16 protein-coding genes are annotated in these 14,036 nt (G+C 51.8%); 5 read left to right on the top strand and 11 right to left on the bottom strand.

All coding sequences use genetic code 11. The features are described from left to right. The first annotated feature begins 33 nt into the window (after window positions 1-33). On the top strand, window positions 34-180 hold the full coding sequence (locus ACYVAD_RS04210) for a hypothetical protein (protein ID WP_461138205.1): 147 nt from the start codon (window positions 34-36) through the stop codon (window positions 178-180). Between the two features lie 142 nt (window positions 181-322). Here ACYVAD_RS04210 and ACYVAD_RS04205 read toward each other — a convergent pair whose 3' ends face one another. Beyond that, complete coding sequence (locus ACYVAD_RS04205) at window positions 323-751, bottom strand: RrF2 family transcriptional regulator (RefSeq protein ID WP_461138204.1); 429 nt, start codon at window positions 749-751, stop codon at window positions 323-325. A gap of 74 nt (window positions 752-825) precedes the next feature. Beyond that, on the bottom strand, window positions 826-1,527 hold the full coding sequence (locus ACYVAD_RS04200; protein WP_461138203.1) for a redoxin domain-containing protein: 702 nt from the start codon (window positions 1,525-1,527) through the stop codon (window positions 826-828). A gap of 297 nt (window positions 1,528-1,824) precedes the next feature. Between ACYVAD_RS04200 and ACYVAD_RS04195 the strand changes: the two genes are divergently transcribed. Then, window positions 1,825-2,328 carry a phosphoglycerate mutase family protein gene (locus ACYVAD_RS04195; protein WP_461138202.1) on the top strand — a complete coding sequence of 168 codons (504 nt, stop codon included), beginning with the start codon at window positions 1,825-1,827 and terminating at the stop codon, window positions 2,326-2,328. 21 nt (window positions 2,329-2,349) lie between these two features. Here the strand turns inward: ACYVAD_RS04195 and ACYVAD_RS04190 are convergent, their stop codons facing one another. The 5 genes from ACYVAD_RS04190 to ACYVAD_RS04170 form a co-directional block, all read right to left on the bottom strand. Next, entirely contained in the window at window positions 2,350-3,027 is a 678-nt protein-coding gene (locus ACYVAD_RS04190; protein ID WP_461138201.1) for an energy transducer TonB, read from the bottom strand. A 74-nt stretch (window positions 3,028-3,101) separates the two neighbouring features. Beyond that, complete coding sequence (locus tag ACYVAD_RS04185) at window positions 3,102-4,571, bottom strand: M56 family metallopeptidase (RefSeq protein WP_461138200.1); 1,470 nt, start codon at window positions 4,569-4,571, stop codon at window positions 3,102-3,104. Then, the gene (locus ACYVAD_RS04180; protein WP_461138199.1) at window positions 4,568-6,013 is read right to left on the bottom strand and encodes a carboxypeptidase-like regulatory domain-containing protein; all 1,446 of its coding nucleotides are present in this window, start codon (window positions 6,011-6,013) and stop codon (window positions 4,568-4,570) included. Before ACYVAD_RS04180 ends, ACYVAD_RS04185 begins: the two co-directional genes overlap by 4 nt. Then, entirely contained in the window at window positions 6,010-6,381 is a 372-nt protein-coding gene (locus ACYVAD_RS04175) for a BlaI/MecI/CopY family transcriptional regulator (RefSeq protein WP_461138198.1), read from the bottom strand. The genes ACYVAD_RS04180 and ACYVAD_RS04175 overlap by 4 nt, the downstream gene beginning before the upstream one ends. Before the next feature lie 107 nt (window positions 6,382-6,488). Beyond that, a complete protein-coding gene (locus ACYVAD_RS04170; RefSeq protein WP_461138197.1) occupies window positions 6,489-7,427 on the bottom strand; it encodes a hypothetical protein in 939 nt (312 codons plus the stop codon). A gap of 81 nt (window positions 7,428-7,508) precedes the next feature. On the opposite strand from ACYVAD_RS04170, the gene ACYVAD_RS04165 reads away from it, so the two are divergent. Then, window positions 7,509-8,132, top strand: a complete 624-nt coding sequence (locus tag ACYVAD_RS04165) for an HAD family hydrolase (protein ID WP_461138196.1) — start codon at window positions 7,509-7,511, stop codon at window positions 8,130-8,132. Here ACYVAD_RS04165 and ACYVAD_RS04160 read toward each other — a convergent pair. Further along, window positions 8,129-8,581 carry a hypothetical protein gene (locus ACYVAD_RS04160; protein ID WP_461138195.1) on the bottom strand — a complete coding sequence of 151 codons (453 nt, stop codon included), beginning with the start codon at window positions 8,579-8,581 and terminating at the stop codon, window positions 8,129-8,131. The genes ACYVAD_RS04165 and ACYVAD_RS04160 overlap by 4 nt on opposite strands. Before the next feature lie 123 nt (window positions 8,582-8,704). Between ACYVAD_RS04160 and ACYVAD_RS04155 the strand changes: the two genes are divergently transcribed. Both ACYVAD_RS04155 and ACYVAD_RS04150 read left to right on the top strand, forming a co-directional pair. Next, window positions 8,705-9,001 carry an SCP2 sterol-binding domain-containing protein gene (locus ACYVAD_RS04155; protein WP_176564720.1) on the top strand — a complete coding sequence of 99 codons (297 nt, stop codon included), beginning with the start codon at window positions 8,705-8,707 and terminating at the stop codon, window positions 8,999-9,001. A 281-nt stretch (window positions 9,002-9,282) separates the two neighbouring features. Further along, on the top strand, window positions 9,283-10,152 hold the full coding sequence (locus ACYVAD_RS04150) for a methylated-DNA--[protein]-cysteine S-methyltransferase (protein WP_461138194.1): 870 nt from the start codon (window positions 9,283-9,285) through the stop codon (window positions 10,150-10,152). A gap of 69 nt (window positions 10,153-10,221) precedes the next feature. Here the strand turns inward: ACYVAD_RS04150 and ACYVAD_RS04145 are convergent, their stop codons facing one another. From ACYVAD_RS04145 to ACYVAD_RS04135, 3 genes are read right to left on the bottom strand one after another with little or no spacing between them, the layout of a single operon-like run. Further along, the gene (locus ACYVAD_RS04145; protein WP_461138193.1) at window positions 10,222-12,456 is read right to left on the bottom strand and encodes a xanthine dehydrogenase family protein molybdopterin-binding subunit; all 2,235 of its coding nucleotides are present in this window, start codon (window positions 12,454-12,456) and stop codon (window positions 10,222-10,224) included. Then, window positions 12,453-13,448 (bottom strand): FAD binding domain-containing protein, encoded by a 996-nt coding sequence (locus ACYVAD_RS04140; RefSeq protein WP_461138192.1) that lies wholly within the window; start codon window positions 13,446-13,448, stop codon window positions 12,453-12,455. Before ACYVAD_RS04140 ends, ACYVAD_RS04145 begins: the two co-directional genes overlap by 4 nt. 3 nt (window positions 13,449-13,451) lie before the next feature. After that, window positions 13,452-13,973, bottom strand: coding sequence for a (2Fe-2S)-binding protein (locus ACYVAD_RS04135; protein ID WP_461138191.1), 522 nt, complete (start codon window positions 13,971-13,973; stop codon window positions 13,452-13,454). Between the last annotated feature and the right edge of the window lie 63 nt (window positions 13,974-14,036).

Genomic DNA, 14,036 nt, shown 5'->3' with positions numbered 1-14,036 from the left:
AGCTGGTGAATTGACCATTCACAACGGAAGCTTATGGCATCGGGTGGAACAATCCTCTTATCCGGGTGCTCAGAGCCGCCGACGGGTGATGGCATTCCGCTCATCACGGGTGATTACCAGCCGAAACATGCTGGTAGCAAAACGCCATTCGATCACCGGCTGGGTAAACTAATCAAGTAAAAATCAAAAAGCGTTCAGGTCGGGGATGAGCCAATCTGAACGCTATGGTCAAATTCGATTTACAAAACAAAAGATAGCTGAGCGAAGGCCAATGCTTGGACGTTTTTGCGTACGGCAGCGTCAGCACCCAAAAAAAGCCGGGTTAGTTGAGGACTAGTTCGTGTTGAACAAAGGCCTTGAGCGTCGTTTTTTCGTAAACCGCCAGGTTAGCGTCGCGCACCCGCTCCATAATTGGTCGGATGGCGCAGGTTATCTCATCTTCGCAATCGTCGCAACGAACGTAAAAATTGAGCGATACGCAGGGGGTTGGCGCAATCGGGCCATCGATAACCCGTAGTACCTGCGCCAGCGTAATCCGTTCGGGATCAACGCGTAACATATAACCGCCCCCTTTTCCTTTCTGACTTTGCAGAATACCGTGATTACGTAGTTCCAGCAGAATGATTTCCAGGAACTTCCGGGGGATGTTTTCCTGTGCTGAAATCTGAGCAATCAACACCGGGCCCCGGCCGTATTCTTCGGTCAGGGTTTTCAGGGCCTTCATCGCGTATTTTGCTTTCTTCGAGATCATGAAATAGCTACATAGTTTAGAAAAGGAAAACAGGGCGCTCGCTTTAGCAAGCCTTTACGCTATATAGGGGCGGGCTACGCAGCGACCGCTGCAATCAGGCCTGCCAGCCACAGACCGAAAAATCCCAGCGAATAAGGATTAAACGGGACCGTGTCTACCAAATCCGGTGTCGCTGCTGATACGGAGTCAACAGCTTCCAGAACGGCTTCCGTATCCAGGAGCGAATCAAAGTTTTCGTCGATCTCATGGTAGATAATCTGGCGACCCGGCCCAACGACGTACAGCGCCGGAACAAAAGCTTCTTCAGAAATCCCTGATACCCGATCCCATATAGGGTTGTCTTCACTATATACTCCAAACTGGCGCGCAACCTGCCAATCGGCATCGTAAGCAAACAAAAAGTCGACTGCTTTGCCCTGGCGTTGCAGCGCTTTGGGCGACTCGTTAGACAGTACGATCAACTCAGCTCCGCTTTTCTGTAGCTCATCGTTTAACTGAATCAGGGCGTCCAGATGGGGTTCGGCGTAAGCACCCCAGCAAGGGCAGTAAAAACTAACGACTACCGGTTTGGTCGCGACCAGACCCAGCAACGAAACCGACGTAGCGGGCTGAGCGTGATTAAATAAGGAAGAACGCCATTCTCCACCGGCACTCGACAGACTAAAAAATGGAGCCGTGTCGCCCGTGACTAATGGAGAAACTGCGTTTGATTTATGGCGAGGCTTTACTTGGACGGGGCGGATATCGCCTAGTTCATTCGTGAATTCGAGCGTCATAAATACCATTGTTTACTTATTCTATTGACTTAGTAGTTTAATAGATGCGGCAAATACAGTGGGTTATCGGTACATCGTGTTAGCGAAGATTTAACCGCACACACCGGCTATTTCGTTGAAAATTCTCTGATTAGTAAAGAATTAACTCAAATCGGCTGTTACTGTACTGGTGTTAAATATCTATCAAGCTACTAGATTGATAGGCAAAGTTGGTAATTGATCCTGACAAACGCAAAAATGTTACGTGATAAATTGTATCCGGACTGTAACTACCTTGCCAACATTTCTCTGCTACCTATGCGCCAATCTATCATTTGCCTGCTTTCTCTACTCTGTCTGAGTGCCTGTTCAACCACGACTGTCTATGTAGTACGTCATGCCGAGAAAGTATCCGAAACTGACTCGACGGATCTGAGTCCGGCGGGATTCACACGGGCCGCAGCGCTGGCGGATAAATTGGGAAACGAGTCCATCGATTCCATTTTCACAACACCCTACCGACGAACCCGGCAAACGGCTGAACCACTGGCCAAGCGTTTATCGGTTCCTATGCGTGATTACCCGGCCAAGCCAATCAGCGCTGTCACGCAGCGTATCAACGTCATCAAGGGGAAAACGGTGCTGGTGGTTGGGCACAGCAACACGATTCTGGAAATCGTAAAAGGGCTGGATGCCCAGCCCTCGCTTACGAAAATCGGATCGGATGATTTTGATAACCTGTTTCAGGTACGTATTAAACGCAAACCATTTGGTACGTCCGTCAAGCTGACTGAGCTGACGTACGGCGCGCCGACGAAGTAATGGCAACTGACTGTTGACACTTTACTTTGTTGTAATGGCAACGGTGCCCTGGTCTTTGTTGACGTCCATCCGCACAATGACGTTCGGATCTACTTTTTTGAACTCTTCCTTCGTGACTTCTTTGCCATTGACCGTGATATGATCAATGCCTTTCAGAAAATCTACGTCGGCGCGATTCTTTCCGGAAGTAGATTTATCGTCTTCGAGCGCAAAGTTGATCGGCAGGTTGTAGCGCACATTGACGGGGGAGCCGCCCTGTAACCCTGGTTTCCAGCGGGGCATGGCCGCTACCACACGGACGGCTTCTTCGTCCGCGCCAAAGCCAATACCTTTAAGCACCCGGACGTCCTTGATTTCGCCGGTTTTCGTCACAACGAAGTTGACAAATACTCGGCCACCAACGTTGGCTTTTTCGGCGGCCGATGGGTACTTCAAATTAGTCGATAGGTAACTTCCCAATTGCTGCATGCCTCCCGGAAATTGGGGCTGATCTTCGACGACGGTATACACCGTACCGTCAACGCCCTGAACCTTGTCCGGGAACGACAGGACGGCCTGATCGCCAGACAGAGAACTGTTCTTGTCGGCTTTAGTAATATCCTTCTCCGCTTGTGTACACATCGTAAGGAGGGCGGCAACGGGTAGTGCGAACACATAACGTAACAGTGCCGAGCGACTAGAAATGTGATTTTGTTTCATGGCAATACGTTGTTTGGAGATTGAGGGGGATCAATACTGTAGGTTTCAATAGGGTGGATAAAGCATGATGATCCTCAAGGATTGTACTTATCAACTTGTAGTTGTGCGACGCCGGTTTTTCTGTCGAAGTTTCCTTCTACGCCTACCTTATAGCCCTTCTTTTCCATGTCGGTAACGTACTGCATTGCCTTTTGGTAACCGTCATACCCAACAGATTTACCATTGACAATGAATGAAGTGTACGTCTTCCGGACATCTTCGTTCATCCGGCGATCGGTGTCTCCTTCTTCCAGTTCAAAGTTGATAGGCAGGTTATATTTGACGTTGACCGGTACTCCATCTTGCGATCCTGGTTTCCAGCGGGGCATGGCGGCTACCACGCGGAGGGCTTCTTCGTCCGTACCGAAGCCAATGCCTTTCAGCACTTCCACATTTTTGATTTCGCCAGCGGTTGTCACGATGAAGCTGAGAAATACCCGACCACTAACGTTAGCACGCTGAGCGGGCATTGGATACTTCAGATTTTTTTCTAAGTAGCTGCCAAGTGCTGCCATACCACCTGGAAACTCAGGTTGATTTTCAACGACGGTGTACACTTCACCCTGCACACCTTTAAATTGATTAGCCTTCGGAATGTCGATGATGACATCGTTCTTTTTCTCTACCTGAACCAGTTCCTTGTCGGGCTGGGTACACATGATGAGGAGGGCAGCAACGGGTAGCACGAGCGCATAGCGTAGCAGCGCAGAGCGATTGGACGCGGGCTTTTGTAGCATAACGATACGTTGTTTAAGAGTTGATAAGGAGGCAAAAGGCGTAATAAGCGTACTGGGTGATACCTGGAGTGCGTAAGCAACCAGTTGTCGGGCGTAGTCGGACGATGGATCGGGGGCATCAATCGCCCGGCCGACGGCAGCCTGATCGGCCAGGAACTCGTGGACTTCCTGAAGCGACTGCTTGTAGAAATAGAGTACGGGGTTGAACCAGAAGGCCGCACGTACCAACTCGACGAACAGGACATCGGCGGTATGACGCTGTTGAATATGGGCAACCTCATGGCGCAACAGCATCTCTGGTCGGAACATCGAATCGCTTTTATTCAGTACCAGATACCGGCCAAACGAGAACGATGGCGTCGTATCGTCAGGGAGTTGAACGAGTCGGAGCCCATTCCATGACTCAACCGTGCCCGTCCGGATAAGCACCAAAACGTTACGTAAATTAATGGCCAGTCGAATGAGCATTACGGCAACGCCAATCCCGTATACCAGCCATAGCCACTGATCCAGCGAAAAGCTATCCGTTGCCGGCGCTTCGTGCGTACCCACATTGAACACAGGTAACGTAACGGTACCAATAGGTAAGGATTTGGCGGCCTGGGTCGGTAGCTCGATCAGCGGTAGCAGTAGGGATACCGGGATACCAAGAAGCAGGTAAGCACGATTTAGGCCGAAGAACGTGTTTCGGCGTAGGAACAGCACGTAGCAGCCGTAGAACAGAACCAGGCAGAGGCTGGCGGTCAGGAAATAAGGGAAGGGGCTCATTTCTTTTTCGTGGTTATAAGAATTACTCCGTCTTTACCTTTTACACCATACGTAGCGGTATGGTCGCCTTTCAGTACGTCAATCGACTCAATCGTATTCTTGTCTAACGCATCGATTCCCTGACCGAGCTGCTCAACGCCATCGATGATGTACAGAGGCTTTGCGCCTGAAAGGTTATGCACCGAGACCTTTGTTTTTCGTATCGAATCGGGTAGGGGAAACGTACGAGGGTTTGCATCGTTGTAGAGACCGAAACGAGCGTTTTTGCTATTATCATAAGCGATAGGCGTGCGTAATTTAGACTGCTTAGTATCGGGAGCGGTCGTTATTTTCTTTTTATTGGAAGCCGGAGATTCCATCGCCAGGGCTACGTTGATGACAGATCGATTGGCCACTTTGATAACCTGAGATTTGAAGCCAACAAAACTGAAAATCAGGGATTCCGATGGCGATGTATTGATTTTGTATTCGCCTTTTGCATCTGTCGTTGTGCCCCTTTCTACACCTTTAACAATGATCGTGGCTCCCGGCAGGACTTTCCCATCGACGGCGCTGACTACTTTTCCGGATATAACCTTCGCGTTGCTTGTCGTTTGACTGATGACGACTTCGGCTATCTCGTCCCGCGCGGTTGTCATCGCCAGCAAACTCAACGCCAGCGGAGCAATCAGGACGTATTTGCCCAACGCCCAGCGGCTAGTCGCCCGTTGCTGAAGCATCTGAATACGTTGTTTGAGAAGCGACGGGTTGATGAAGCCATTAGCCAGCGACACGGGTTGGAGCCCGAAACTGTAATTGACTAGCAGACGGGCGTAATTCTGTTCATGCGCCGAGGCCTGCTGATCGGCCAGAAACTCGTGCACCTGCCGGAGCGCCCGTTCCAGTAACCAGAGTGCGGGGCATCCCCAGAAAACAACACGTAACAACTGCAGCGCCAGCACGTCAATGCTGTGCCACTGGCGAACGTGAACCAGTTCGTGCCGAAGAATCAGCGTATTATCGCGATCGGCGGGATTCAGTACAACGTACCCAAAAAAGGAGAAAGTCGGAATCGTCGAATCGGTCGGTAAGGCCAGCGTGTAGCCATCGTGACTCACTTTTGGCGATTGCCGGATGATCCGTAACAGACCCAGAACGCGGGTTGCCAATACTACCAGAAGCATCAGCGAAACGGCAGCGTACACCCAAGCCCCCCAATCCGGTCCGGTTTCAACGGGTGCGGCCGCTGGTGGAAGCGTAAGCACACCCGTCGGAATCGGTAGTGTCTCGGGAGCCTGGCTGGGCAAGGTTACCAGTGGCAAAACCAGCGACAGAACGACTGATGCGAGCAGATAGGCCCGGTTCAGGCCAAAAAAGGTATGCCGACGCAGGAGCAGCATGTAACAGCCCGCGAACAGCAGACCGTATAGGTTGGCTTTTAGGAGATAGTCGAGCGCGTTCATTTGTCTTTTTTGTGGTTAAGAAGCTTGATGATTTCGTCGGCCTCGTTCAGGCTGATGTTTTTGTCCTGCACGAAAAACGAGACCAGTTTTTTGAGCGAATTATCGAAATAATTGCTCATCAGCTGTTCGGTCTGGAAACGTCGGTAAGCCTCTTCCGTAATAAGCGGGTAGTACTCGTGCGTTTTTCCATAAGCCGTGTAATCCACCATGCCTTTCTTTTCCAGTATCCGGATGATGGTTGATACCGTATTATAGGCAGGTTTCGGTTCTGGCAGTTCGGCCAGTACGTCCTTGACAAAGCCTTTTTTCAGCTGCCAGAGGACACGCATAATCTCTTCTTCAGCCTTGGTAAGTTCTCGAAGTTCCATAGTGGGAGCAAGGTATTACTAATGTGTTAGTTTTACAACTAATCTATTAGTTATTATGTTTCCGGTAAATGGTATTTCGTCAGAAATAAGTGATGATCAGGCCGAAATTAATTCGAGAGTGTCAGGATAAGTCCCTGTAAGTTCTGATCGATGGAGCGCACGGACGACTGCAATTGATTCAGCATATTGGCCCGCGTGTGCAGATCGTCGGCTTGGTAAGCTCCGCCCGTACCGAAGAAAAGCTTTTCCTGTTCTGGGCTGGGCTGGGGGAGAACGTACTCAAGCCACCGCTGCCGGATATTGGCGCTGATGGATCGCTGGCCACTGTTGCTGAAAGCGGGTTCGTTCAGCACGTACCAGACAAAAGGCGGGTAGACCGATGAGGCCTTACGCTGCCTCCAGACGTCGGTCAGTAGATTGCGGGGGTGCTGATAGGATACCGTTTGCTGCGAGGAAAAAGCCGCCAGTCCACCCAGGGCCGCACTGGCTACCCCGCCCCCAATACCAATCACCTTGTCGGGTGTATCAGCCTGAATCAGCGTACTCACTACGGTCGTTACGGCACCGACAACAATCGATAGAATCGTCAGCCGACGTACCCGACGGTCATCGCGCTGGTCCAGGTACTCGGCCAGCTGGTCGGCGCGTTCACCTTCGCAGTCCAGTTCGGCGGCTAAACTGGAGATCTCGGTGGAGGCCAGAAGTAATCGGTGAAGAATCTGCTGTCGTTTCGTGAGTTGCTCCTGCTGCGTATCGACGGATGAGTTCGTTTCTAATTGGTGCAATTCCCGTAAAAGCGACAAGGTGCCTGTTGCGTTAGCCAGCAGCAGATCGTGCTGGCTGTACCGCTGACGTAATATCGGGTTGGCCTGTAGGAAGGGCTGGATGGAGGGCCGGGGCAGATACGTCGAATCGTAAGTGTAGGCCAGTGCTGGGTCGCAGAAGCTATCACTTAGATTGCCCCGTATAATGGAGCGATTGCTCCCACAGGAACTTAACAGAATCAGCAGGCAGAAAAAGGCCGAAGTAACTAGAAGTGGTTTCATGAACGAGTGAATAGCCATAGTAAAGGCAAAACTTAAGCAATGACTTTTGGTTGAAGAAATAAATCATCTTCGCTACTGCTAGTGGATAATCAACCAATCAAAGCCTTATTCCTGGATATTGGTGGGGTGCTGCTGACGAACGGCTGGGACCGGCACGCCCGTCGGCGCGCGGCCGAGCTGTTCAATCTGGATTACGCGCAGCTCGACGAACGCCACCATCTGACATTTGATACGTACGAGTCCGGTAAACTGACGCTGGATGACTACCTGAAGCGGATTGTCTTTTACGAAAAGCGCTCCTTTTCTCCGCTGGAACTGACTCGCTTCATCATGGAGCAGTCGCAGCCGTTTCCGGATATGATCGACCTGATGAAGCAGCTCAGGCAGCAACATAATTTGAAACTAGTGGCCGTGAATAACGAAGGACGGGAAATCAACGCGCACCGAATCCGGAAATTTGGCCTCGATACGTTCTTCGATGCGTTTGTGTCGTCCTGTTATGCCCATCTTCGCAAACCCGACGCCGATCTGTACCGGCTGGCCCTGGACATTGCGCAGGTCGAACCGGAACAGGTGGCCTATATCGACGATCGGTTGATGTTCGTGCAGGTGGCCCGGACGCAGGGGATGCACTGTATTCAGCACACTGACTACGTAACGACCCGGAGTAAGTTAGCCGCGCTGGGGCTAACACTGGCCGATTAATGCATGTCCTTGACGTTGAGCCAGTAGAGTCCCACGAACAGAAAACTGAACACAACGCCAAACGATGTGTTGATGGCCCCGATGCCGGCTAAACCGATCGGCAGGATCGCACCAACGACAACGCCAGCTACGTAAACCCAGAAACCGATTCGGCGCAGATTAAACATCAGAATGGCGCCAACGAGCGTCAGCAGAGCGTAGACCAACTGCGCAACAGCTAATGATCGAATCTCGTCGGTATCCTCAGGCATGGGCTGGTCGCCAGACGAACGATCCTCAAAATACTGCTTAGGTCGGCTCTTGAGTTCTTCGGGCGTGTAGTTAGGCTTGACATACGTGGTTTCGGCGACGGCCTGAGTTTGCGTAAGAGAAACCATGGCATCGACCAGGCTAATGGCACAGCCAATAAACGTCAGGATGCAGAGTATAGTCAGAAATTGAGAGCGCATAGTAAGGCCGATTAGCCGATTTAATACGCAAAATAAGTCGGTTATTATTGAATTAGTGCCTGTCTGCGGTCCGGTAAAACCTTATTTTAGCGACATAGTTTCATGTAGCAAACCCCAAATAATATGACCTTACAGGAATTAACTGATCAGATCCGTACCAAAGCCGCTAAAGCTGAATCTCTAAATGCGACTGCCAAACTCGTCACCGATCAGGGAATTGTTTACATCGATGCTACCCAGTCGCCCGTGACCGTTTCGAACGAAGACAAGCCCGCCGACTGTGATCTGCACGTTAGTGTGGATAATTTAGTGAAAATGGGAACGGGCAATCTGAACCCTATGATGGCCTTCATGTCGGGCAAACTCAAAGTTAAAGGCGATATGGGTATCGCTATGAAAATGGGCCAGGTTATGGCGTAGGGGTTACGTATTCGTTGCCTCTGTGCTTACAGAGCTAACATAAAAGCATTCCTATTGGTAGGGATGCTTTTATGTTAGCGGGTTAGCTAATAGATTACCACTAACCTGTAATACGGCGTAGTTTGCTCACGCATGATACCCAGTGAGGACAGTGTAGAAAGTCTATTTCCCAAGATGAGCGGAAAGCCGAAACGTATCTGTGAAGACTAGTTAACTGAGCAAGAAACGGGTTTCGAAGACTTGGGTCCGATGGTATTTTTGGTTTCATAACGAAGCCAGCTATGGAGACGCAACAGGCAATTAATTACCAGCGAATAGCTGAGGCCATCAGCTATTTAAAGAAAAACTTCAGGGAGCAGCCTTCACTGGATCATGCGGCCGAACAGGTCAATCTGAGTCCCTTTTATTTTCAGCGTCTGTTCAAAGAATGGGCCGGTGTTACCCCCAAGCAATTCCTGGAATACTTGACCATTGACCACGCCCGTAAAATTCTGAAACAACGGGCTACGCTGGCAGAAGCGGCTGATGCAACCGGCCTGTCGGGAACGGGGCGGCTGCACGATCTTTTCGTCAAAGTTGACGGCATGACCCCCGGTGAGTACAAGAACGGGGGCGAAGCATTAACTATCAAGTACAGCTTCGTTGACACGCCCTTTGGGGAAGTCATCGTTGCATCAACGCCTAAGGGGATTTGTTATCTGGTGTTTGCCGATGCCGGGCAAGAAGCCGCTTTCCTGGGTTTGCAGGCGAAGTTTCCCAACGCCCGGTTTGTCAGGGAGGCCGACGCGATGCATACAGCGGCACTGGCCGTGTTTAAGCATGGTGGGGAAGACCCTGGCTCAGTCAGATTACACCTTAAAGGAACGCCCTTTCAATTGAAAGTCTGGGAGGCCTTGCTGAACGTACCGGCCGGTCAACTGGCTACCTATGCCAATATTGCCAGCAAAACAGCTAATCCTGCGGCTTATCGGGCTGTCGGGACGGCCATCGGGAGCAACCCCGTAGCGTTCCTGATTCCTTGCCATCGAGTAATTAAAGCCACGGGAGACCTGGGCAACTATCACTGGGGGAGCGCCCGAAAAGAAGCGATTATCGGCTGGGAGTCTGCCAGAGTATACGCCAACCTGGCCGTTGAACTAGATCGTCAATAAAGAACCGGTCGTTAACGGAGTAACATCAATACGTTACTCCGTTAACGACCGGTTGTGTTTCCTCAGGTATTAGCCGATAATTTTGTCCAGCGTAATTGGCATCTCATTGATCCGCTTGCCGGTTGCGTGGAAAATAGCATTGGCAATGGCTGCTGGCATTCCAACGATACCAATCTCACCGACACCTTTTACGCCGAGCGGATTAATAATTTCATCGTGCTCCTCCACGAAGATGACGTCCAAATCGTGAATATCGGCGTTGACGGCGACGTGGTATTCAGCTAGGCTATGGTTCATAAACCGACCGATGTTGTGATCTAGGACGGTTTCTTCTTCCAGCGCTTTGCTGATTCCCCACACCATGCCACCAATAATCTGGCTCCGGGCGGTTTTTGGGTTCAGGATACGTCCGGCAGCAACGGCCGTGACCGCCCGCGTAACGCTTACTGTTCCCAGGTCTTCGTCAACTTTTACCTCAACAAACACCGCCGAGTGCGTAGAGCGGGCGAATTTGCTTTGCTTCAGCAAATTGGGCAGCGACGTAGCGGATTCCATTACGGCCCGACCGCCGTTTTGATCGACGATCGCCTGTAACGAAATAGCAACTGACGCATCTGACGCTAACCGCATGGTTTTATCCACGAAGACAACGTCCTCAAACTTCACTTTGGCGAATGGGGAATGCGGCATATTCTTCGCCAGCTTGAAGAGCTTCTTGCTGAGTTCTTCGCAAACTTTCTTCACCGCGGAGCCGACCGTAGCTGCCGTCCAGGACCCACCCGAAATGAGTGAAAAAGGCATGTCGGTGTCACCCAGTCGGAAGATAACATCGTCCATGGGTAGACCCATTGTCTGAGCGGCAATCTGCGTCATGATGGTATACGTTCCCGTACCGATGTCAGCCGTGGCACAGGTTACCCGCAGTTTGCCGTTGACGGTAAGCGTCGCTTCGGCACTGGCAAACATCTGATTGGCGTCCCAGATACCGGTGGCCATCCCCCAGCCGATGAGGTTATGCCCGTCTTTCATGGAGCGAGGTTCAAGGCTTCGTTTCGACCAGCCAAATCGCTCGGCTCCCTGCCGGAAACATTCCCGAAGCTCCTTGCTGGAGTACGGTTTGTCTTCCAGCTCGTTCCGTTCGGCGTAGTTCATGAGCCGGAACTCGAGCGGATCAATACCAGCGTTATAAGCCAGCTCGTCGACCGCACACTCTAAGGCTGATATACCCGTTACCCCACCCGGCGCCCGCATATCGAGCGGACTGTTCACGTCGAGGGAAACAAGTTTGTAATCAAGCGTCACGTTTTCGGCCGGATAAAGCATACCACCCCAGTTGACAACAACTTCGGTGTAATCTTCCATCTGCGACGTTTCGGCGACGGCATCATGAAAAATGGCGTTCATTTTTCCTTCGTCCGTTGCGCCCAGCGCGATATGCTGAACCGTATTGGGACGGTGCCCGAACGTAAACATCTGCTGGCGGGTCAGCGTAACCCGGACCGATCGTTTCAGGTCCAGGGCCGCCATCGTGGCCATAAACAACTGGTACTGCGGCCGCAGACCGGACCCAAAACCACCGCCCATGTACGGCGACATAACCCGAACTTTGTCGCCCGACAGGCCAAACACCTGCGTTACGTACATTTTGCTGTTCGTGACGCCCTGCGTTTTGTCGTAGATAGTCAGTTTATCACCCTGTTCGTACGTGATCGTCGTCGTGAACAACTCCATGGGGTTGTGGTGCTCAACGGCGTGGACATACGTAGACGCCATCTTGAAGGGGGCTTCCCGGTAGGCCTGCTTAAAGTCTCCTTTTGGTTTTGGCGGTGGTGGCTTGAGCAGACTAGCCAGCCCCGACTTGGGTTTGTGTGCCTTTTCCAGATTGACGAGCAGATCCGTGTCGTGATCGGCCTCTTCGTACGTAATATCGATGAGGGTAGACGCGAACCGGGCCACTTCAAACGTTTCGGCAACGACCAGCGCTACGGGCTGGGCACTGAATTTGATTTCGTCATCGTACAGCGGCCGGAACGGTGATCCTGGAGGAGCATCCTGGTCGTTATAACGGAAGTCAAAACGGGCGGTCTGAGGTCGATTTTCGTGCGTAAACACTTTCAGAACGCCCTCTAACGCCATCGCTTTACTATCGTCAATCCGGACAATCCGCCCTTTGGCAATTGCACTCGACACGACGTAGCCGTACGTCAGATCAGGCACGTTGAATTCGCCCGCGTACTTGGCCGCGCCAGTAACTTTAGCTTTGCCGTCAACGCGGCTAACGCCTTTTCCTATTAGATTGCTCATTCGGTTGGTTCCTGTTTAGCAGCTATTCCCAACGCCCGGACAATGGCGCGTTTAGCCAGTTCGATCTTAAACGTATTGTGTCCGAAGCCTTTGGCGCCTTCCAGCAGTTTTTCGGCCACAAGCTGGTAATTTTCTTTCGTCGCCGTCTTGCCGATCAATAACGCTTCGGCTTCGGGTTTGCGCCAGGGCTTGTGGGCTACTCCGCCCAGGGCTACACGCGCGTCGGTTACCGTATCGCCATCCAGTTCCAGCGCAGCGGCTACCGATACCAGCGCGAACGCATACGAGGCCCGATCACGTAACTTCAGGTACGTGTGGTATTCGGAAAAACCTTTGGCTGGAAGGTCGATAGCCGTTACCAACTCGTCAGGCTGCACCGTGTTGTCGTACTGGGGTTCGTCACCGGGCAAGCGGTGAAAATCAGCAATGGGAATGGTACGGTCGCCGTTGGGCCCCGACACCTGTACTGTAGCGTCCAAAGCTGCCAGCGCAACGCACATATCCGATGGATGCGTAGCGATACACTGGTTGCTCGTACCAAGAATAGCATGGATACGATTATAGCCGTGAAAGGCCCCGCAGCCTGAACCCGGTTCCCGTTTATTGCAGGGCGTCGCCGTATCATAGAAGTAATAACAGCGGGTACGCTGGAATAGATTACCACCATTCGTCGCCATGTTTCGCAGCTGGGGTGAGGCACCTGCTAGTATCGTCTGCGCTAGCAGCGGATACCGTTTTTCGACCTGCTCGTGGTAGGCCGTATCCGCGTTGGTCACCAGGGCCCCCAGGCGCAGGCCACCGTCTTCGGTATCTTCGATAGCGGCTAGAGGGAGATGATTGATATCAACCAGCCGGTCGGGGCGCTCAACGTTTTCCTTCATCAGATCGATGAGGTTAGTACCGCCCGCGATGAACTTGCCCCGGTCGTCGGTCGTCAGTTCGCCCACGGCGTCGGCCACGGAACCCGGTTTTGAGTAAGAGAAACTATTCATGGGTTAAGCTTTTTTAGGAACTTGAAGCACCTCGTTAATGGCATCGACAATGTGCGGGTAAGCACCGCAGCGGCAGATATTACCACTCATTAGCTCACGGATGTCGGCGGTGGTACGCACACGTCCTTCGTTGATCAGCCCCACCGCCGAGCAGATTTGCCCGGGTGTGCAGTACCCACACTGGAAAGCATCGTGTTCGATGAAGGCCGTTTGAAGGGGATGCATGGTGTCATTGTCGGCCAGGCCTTCAATAGTCGTGATGTCAGCGCCTTCTTTCATCACGGCCAGCGTCAGGCAGGAATTAATTCGTTTGCCATCGACCAGCACCGTACAGGAGCCACATTGGCCATGATCGCATCCCTTTTTGGTGCCTGTCAGATTGAGATACTCCCTGAGTGCGTCCAATAAGGTTGTCCAGGGGGCAATTTTTACTTGATGCTCGGTGCCGTTAACGGTTAGCGTTACCACGCGGGTTTCGGGCAGCGAAGCCATCTTATCGGTAAAACTTTTGGGTTCAGCTAGCATATCGGTCAAACAGGTTTTTTATTTAACTGATATGCAGTAGAACGGGCCTGTAGGAAAAGTGAT

The sequence above is a fragment of the Spirosoma pomorum genome (genome assembly GCF_054776615.1).
Note: the sequence above shows the minus strand (reverse complement) of the source record. Positions and strands in the feature narration are given on the sequence as shown.

Excerpts from the sequence above, each read along its gene's own strand:
- ACYVAD_RS04210 (WP_461138205.1), top strand. The coding sequence starts at position 34 with ATGGCATCGGGTGGAACAATCCTCTTATCCGGGTGCTCAGAGCCGCCG.
- ACYVAD_RS04205 (WP_461138204.1), bottom strand. The coding sequence starts at position 751 with ATGATCTCGAAGAAAGCAAAATACGCGATGAAGGCCCTGAAAACCCTG.
- ACYVAD_RS04200 (WP_461138203.1), bottom strand. The coding sequence starts at position 1,527 with ATGACGCTCGAATTCACGAATGAACTAGGCGATATCCGCCCCGTCCAA.
- ACYVAD_RS04195 (WP_461138202.1), top strand. The coding sequence starts at position 1,825 with ATGCGCCAATCTATCATTTGCCTGCTTTCTCTACTCTGTCTGAGTGCC.
- ACYVAD_RS04190 (WP_461138201.1), bottom strand. The coding sequence starts at position 3,027 with ATGAAACAAAATCACATTTCTAGTCGCTCGGCACTGTTACGTTATGTG.
- ACYVAD_RS04185 (WP_461138200.1), bottom strand. The coding sequence starts at position 4,571 with ATGAGCCCCTTCCCTTATTTCCTGACCGCCAGCCTCTGCCTGGTTCTG.
- ACYVAD_RS04180 (WP_461138199.1), bottom strand. The coding sequence starts at position 6,013 with ATGAACGCGCTCGACTATCTCCTAAAAGCCAACCTATACGGTCTGCTG.
- ACYVAD_RS04175 (WP_461138198.1), bottom strand. The coding sequence starts at position 6,381 with ATGGAACTTCGAGAACTTACCAAGGCTGAAGAAGAGATTATGCGTGTC.
- ACYVAD_RS04170 (WP_461138197.1), bottom strand. The coding sequence starts at position 7,427 with ATGAAACCACTTCTAGTTACTTCGGCCTTTTTCTGCCTGCTGATTCTG.
- ACYVAD_RS04160 (WP_461138195.1), bottom strand. The coding sequence starts at position 8,581 with ATGCGCTCTCAATTTCTGACTATACTCTGCATCCTGACGTTTATTGGC.
- ACYVAD_RS04155 (WP_176564720.1), top strand. The coding sequence starts at position 8,705 with ATGACCTTACAGGAATTAACTGATCAGATCCGTACCAAAGCCGCTAAA.
- ACYVAD_RS04150 (WP_461138194.1), top strand. The coding sequence starts at position 9,283 with ATGGAGACGCAACAGGCAATTAATTACCAGCGAATAGCTGAGGCCATC.
- ACYVAD_RS04145 (WP_461138193.1), bottom strand. The coding sequence starts at position 12,456 with ATGAGCAATCTAATAGGAAAAGGCGTTAGCCGCGTTGACGGCAAAGCT.
- ACYVAD_RS04140 (WP_461138192.1), bottom strand. The coding sequence starts at position 13,448 with ATGAATAGTTTCTCTTACTCAAAACCGGGTTCCGTGGCCGACGCCGTG.
- ACYVAD_RS04135 (WP_461138191.1), bottom strand. The coding sequence starts at position 13,973 with ATGCTAGCTGAACCCAAAAGTTTTACCGATAAGATGGCTTCGCTGCCC.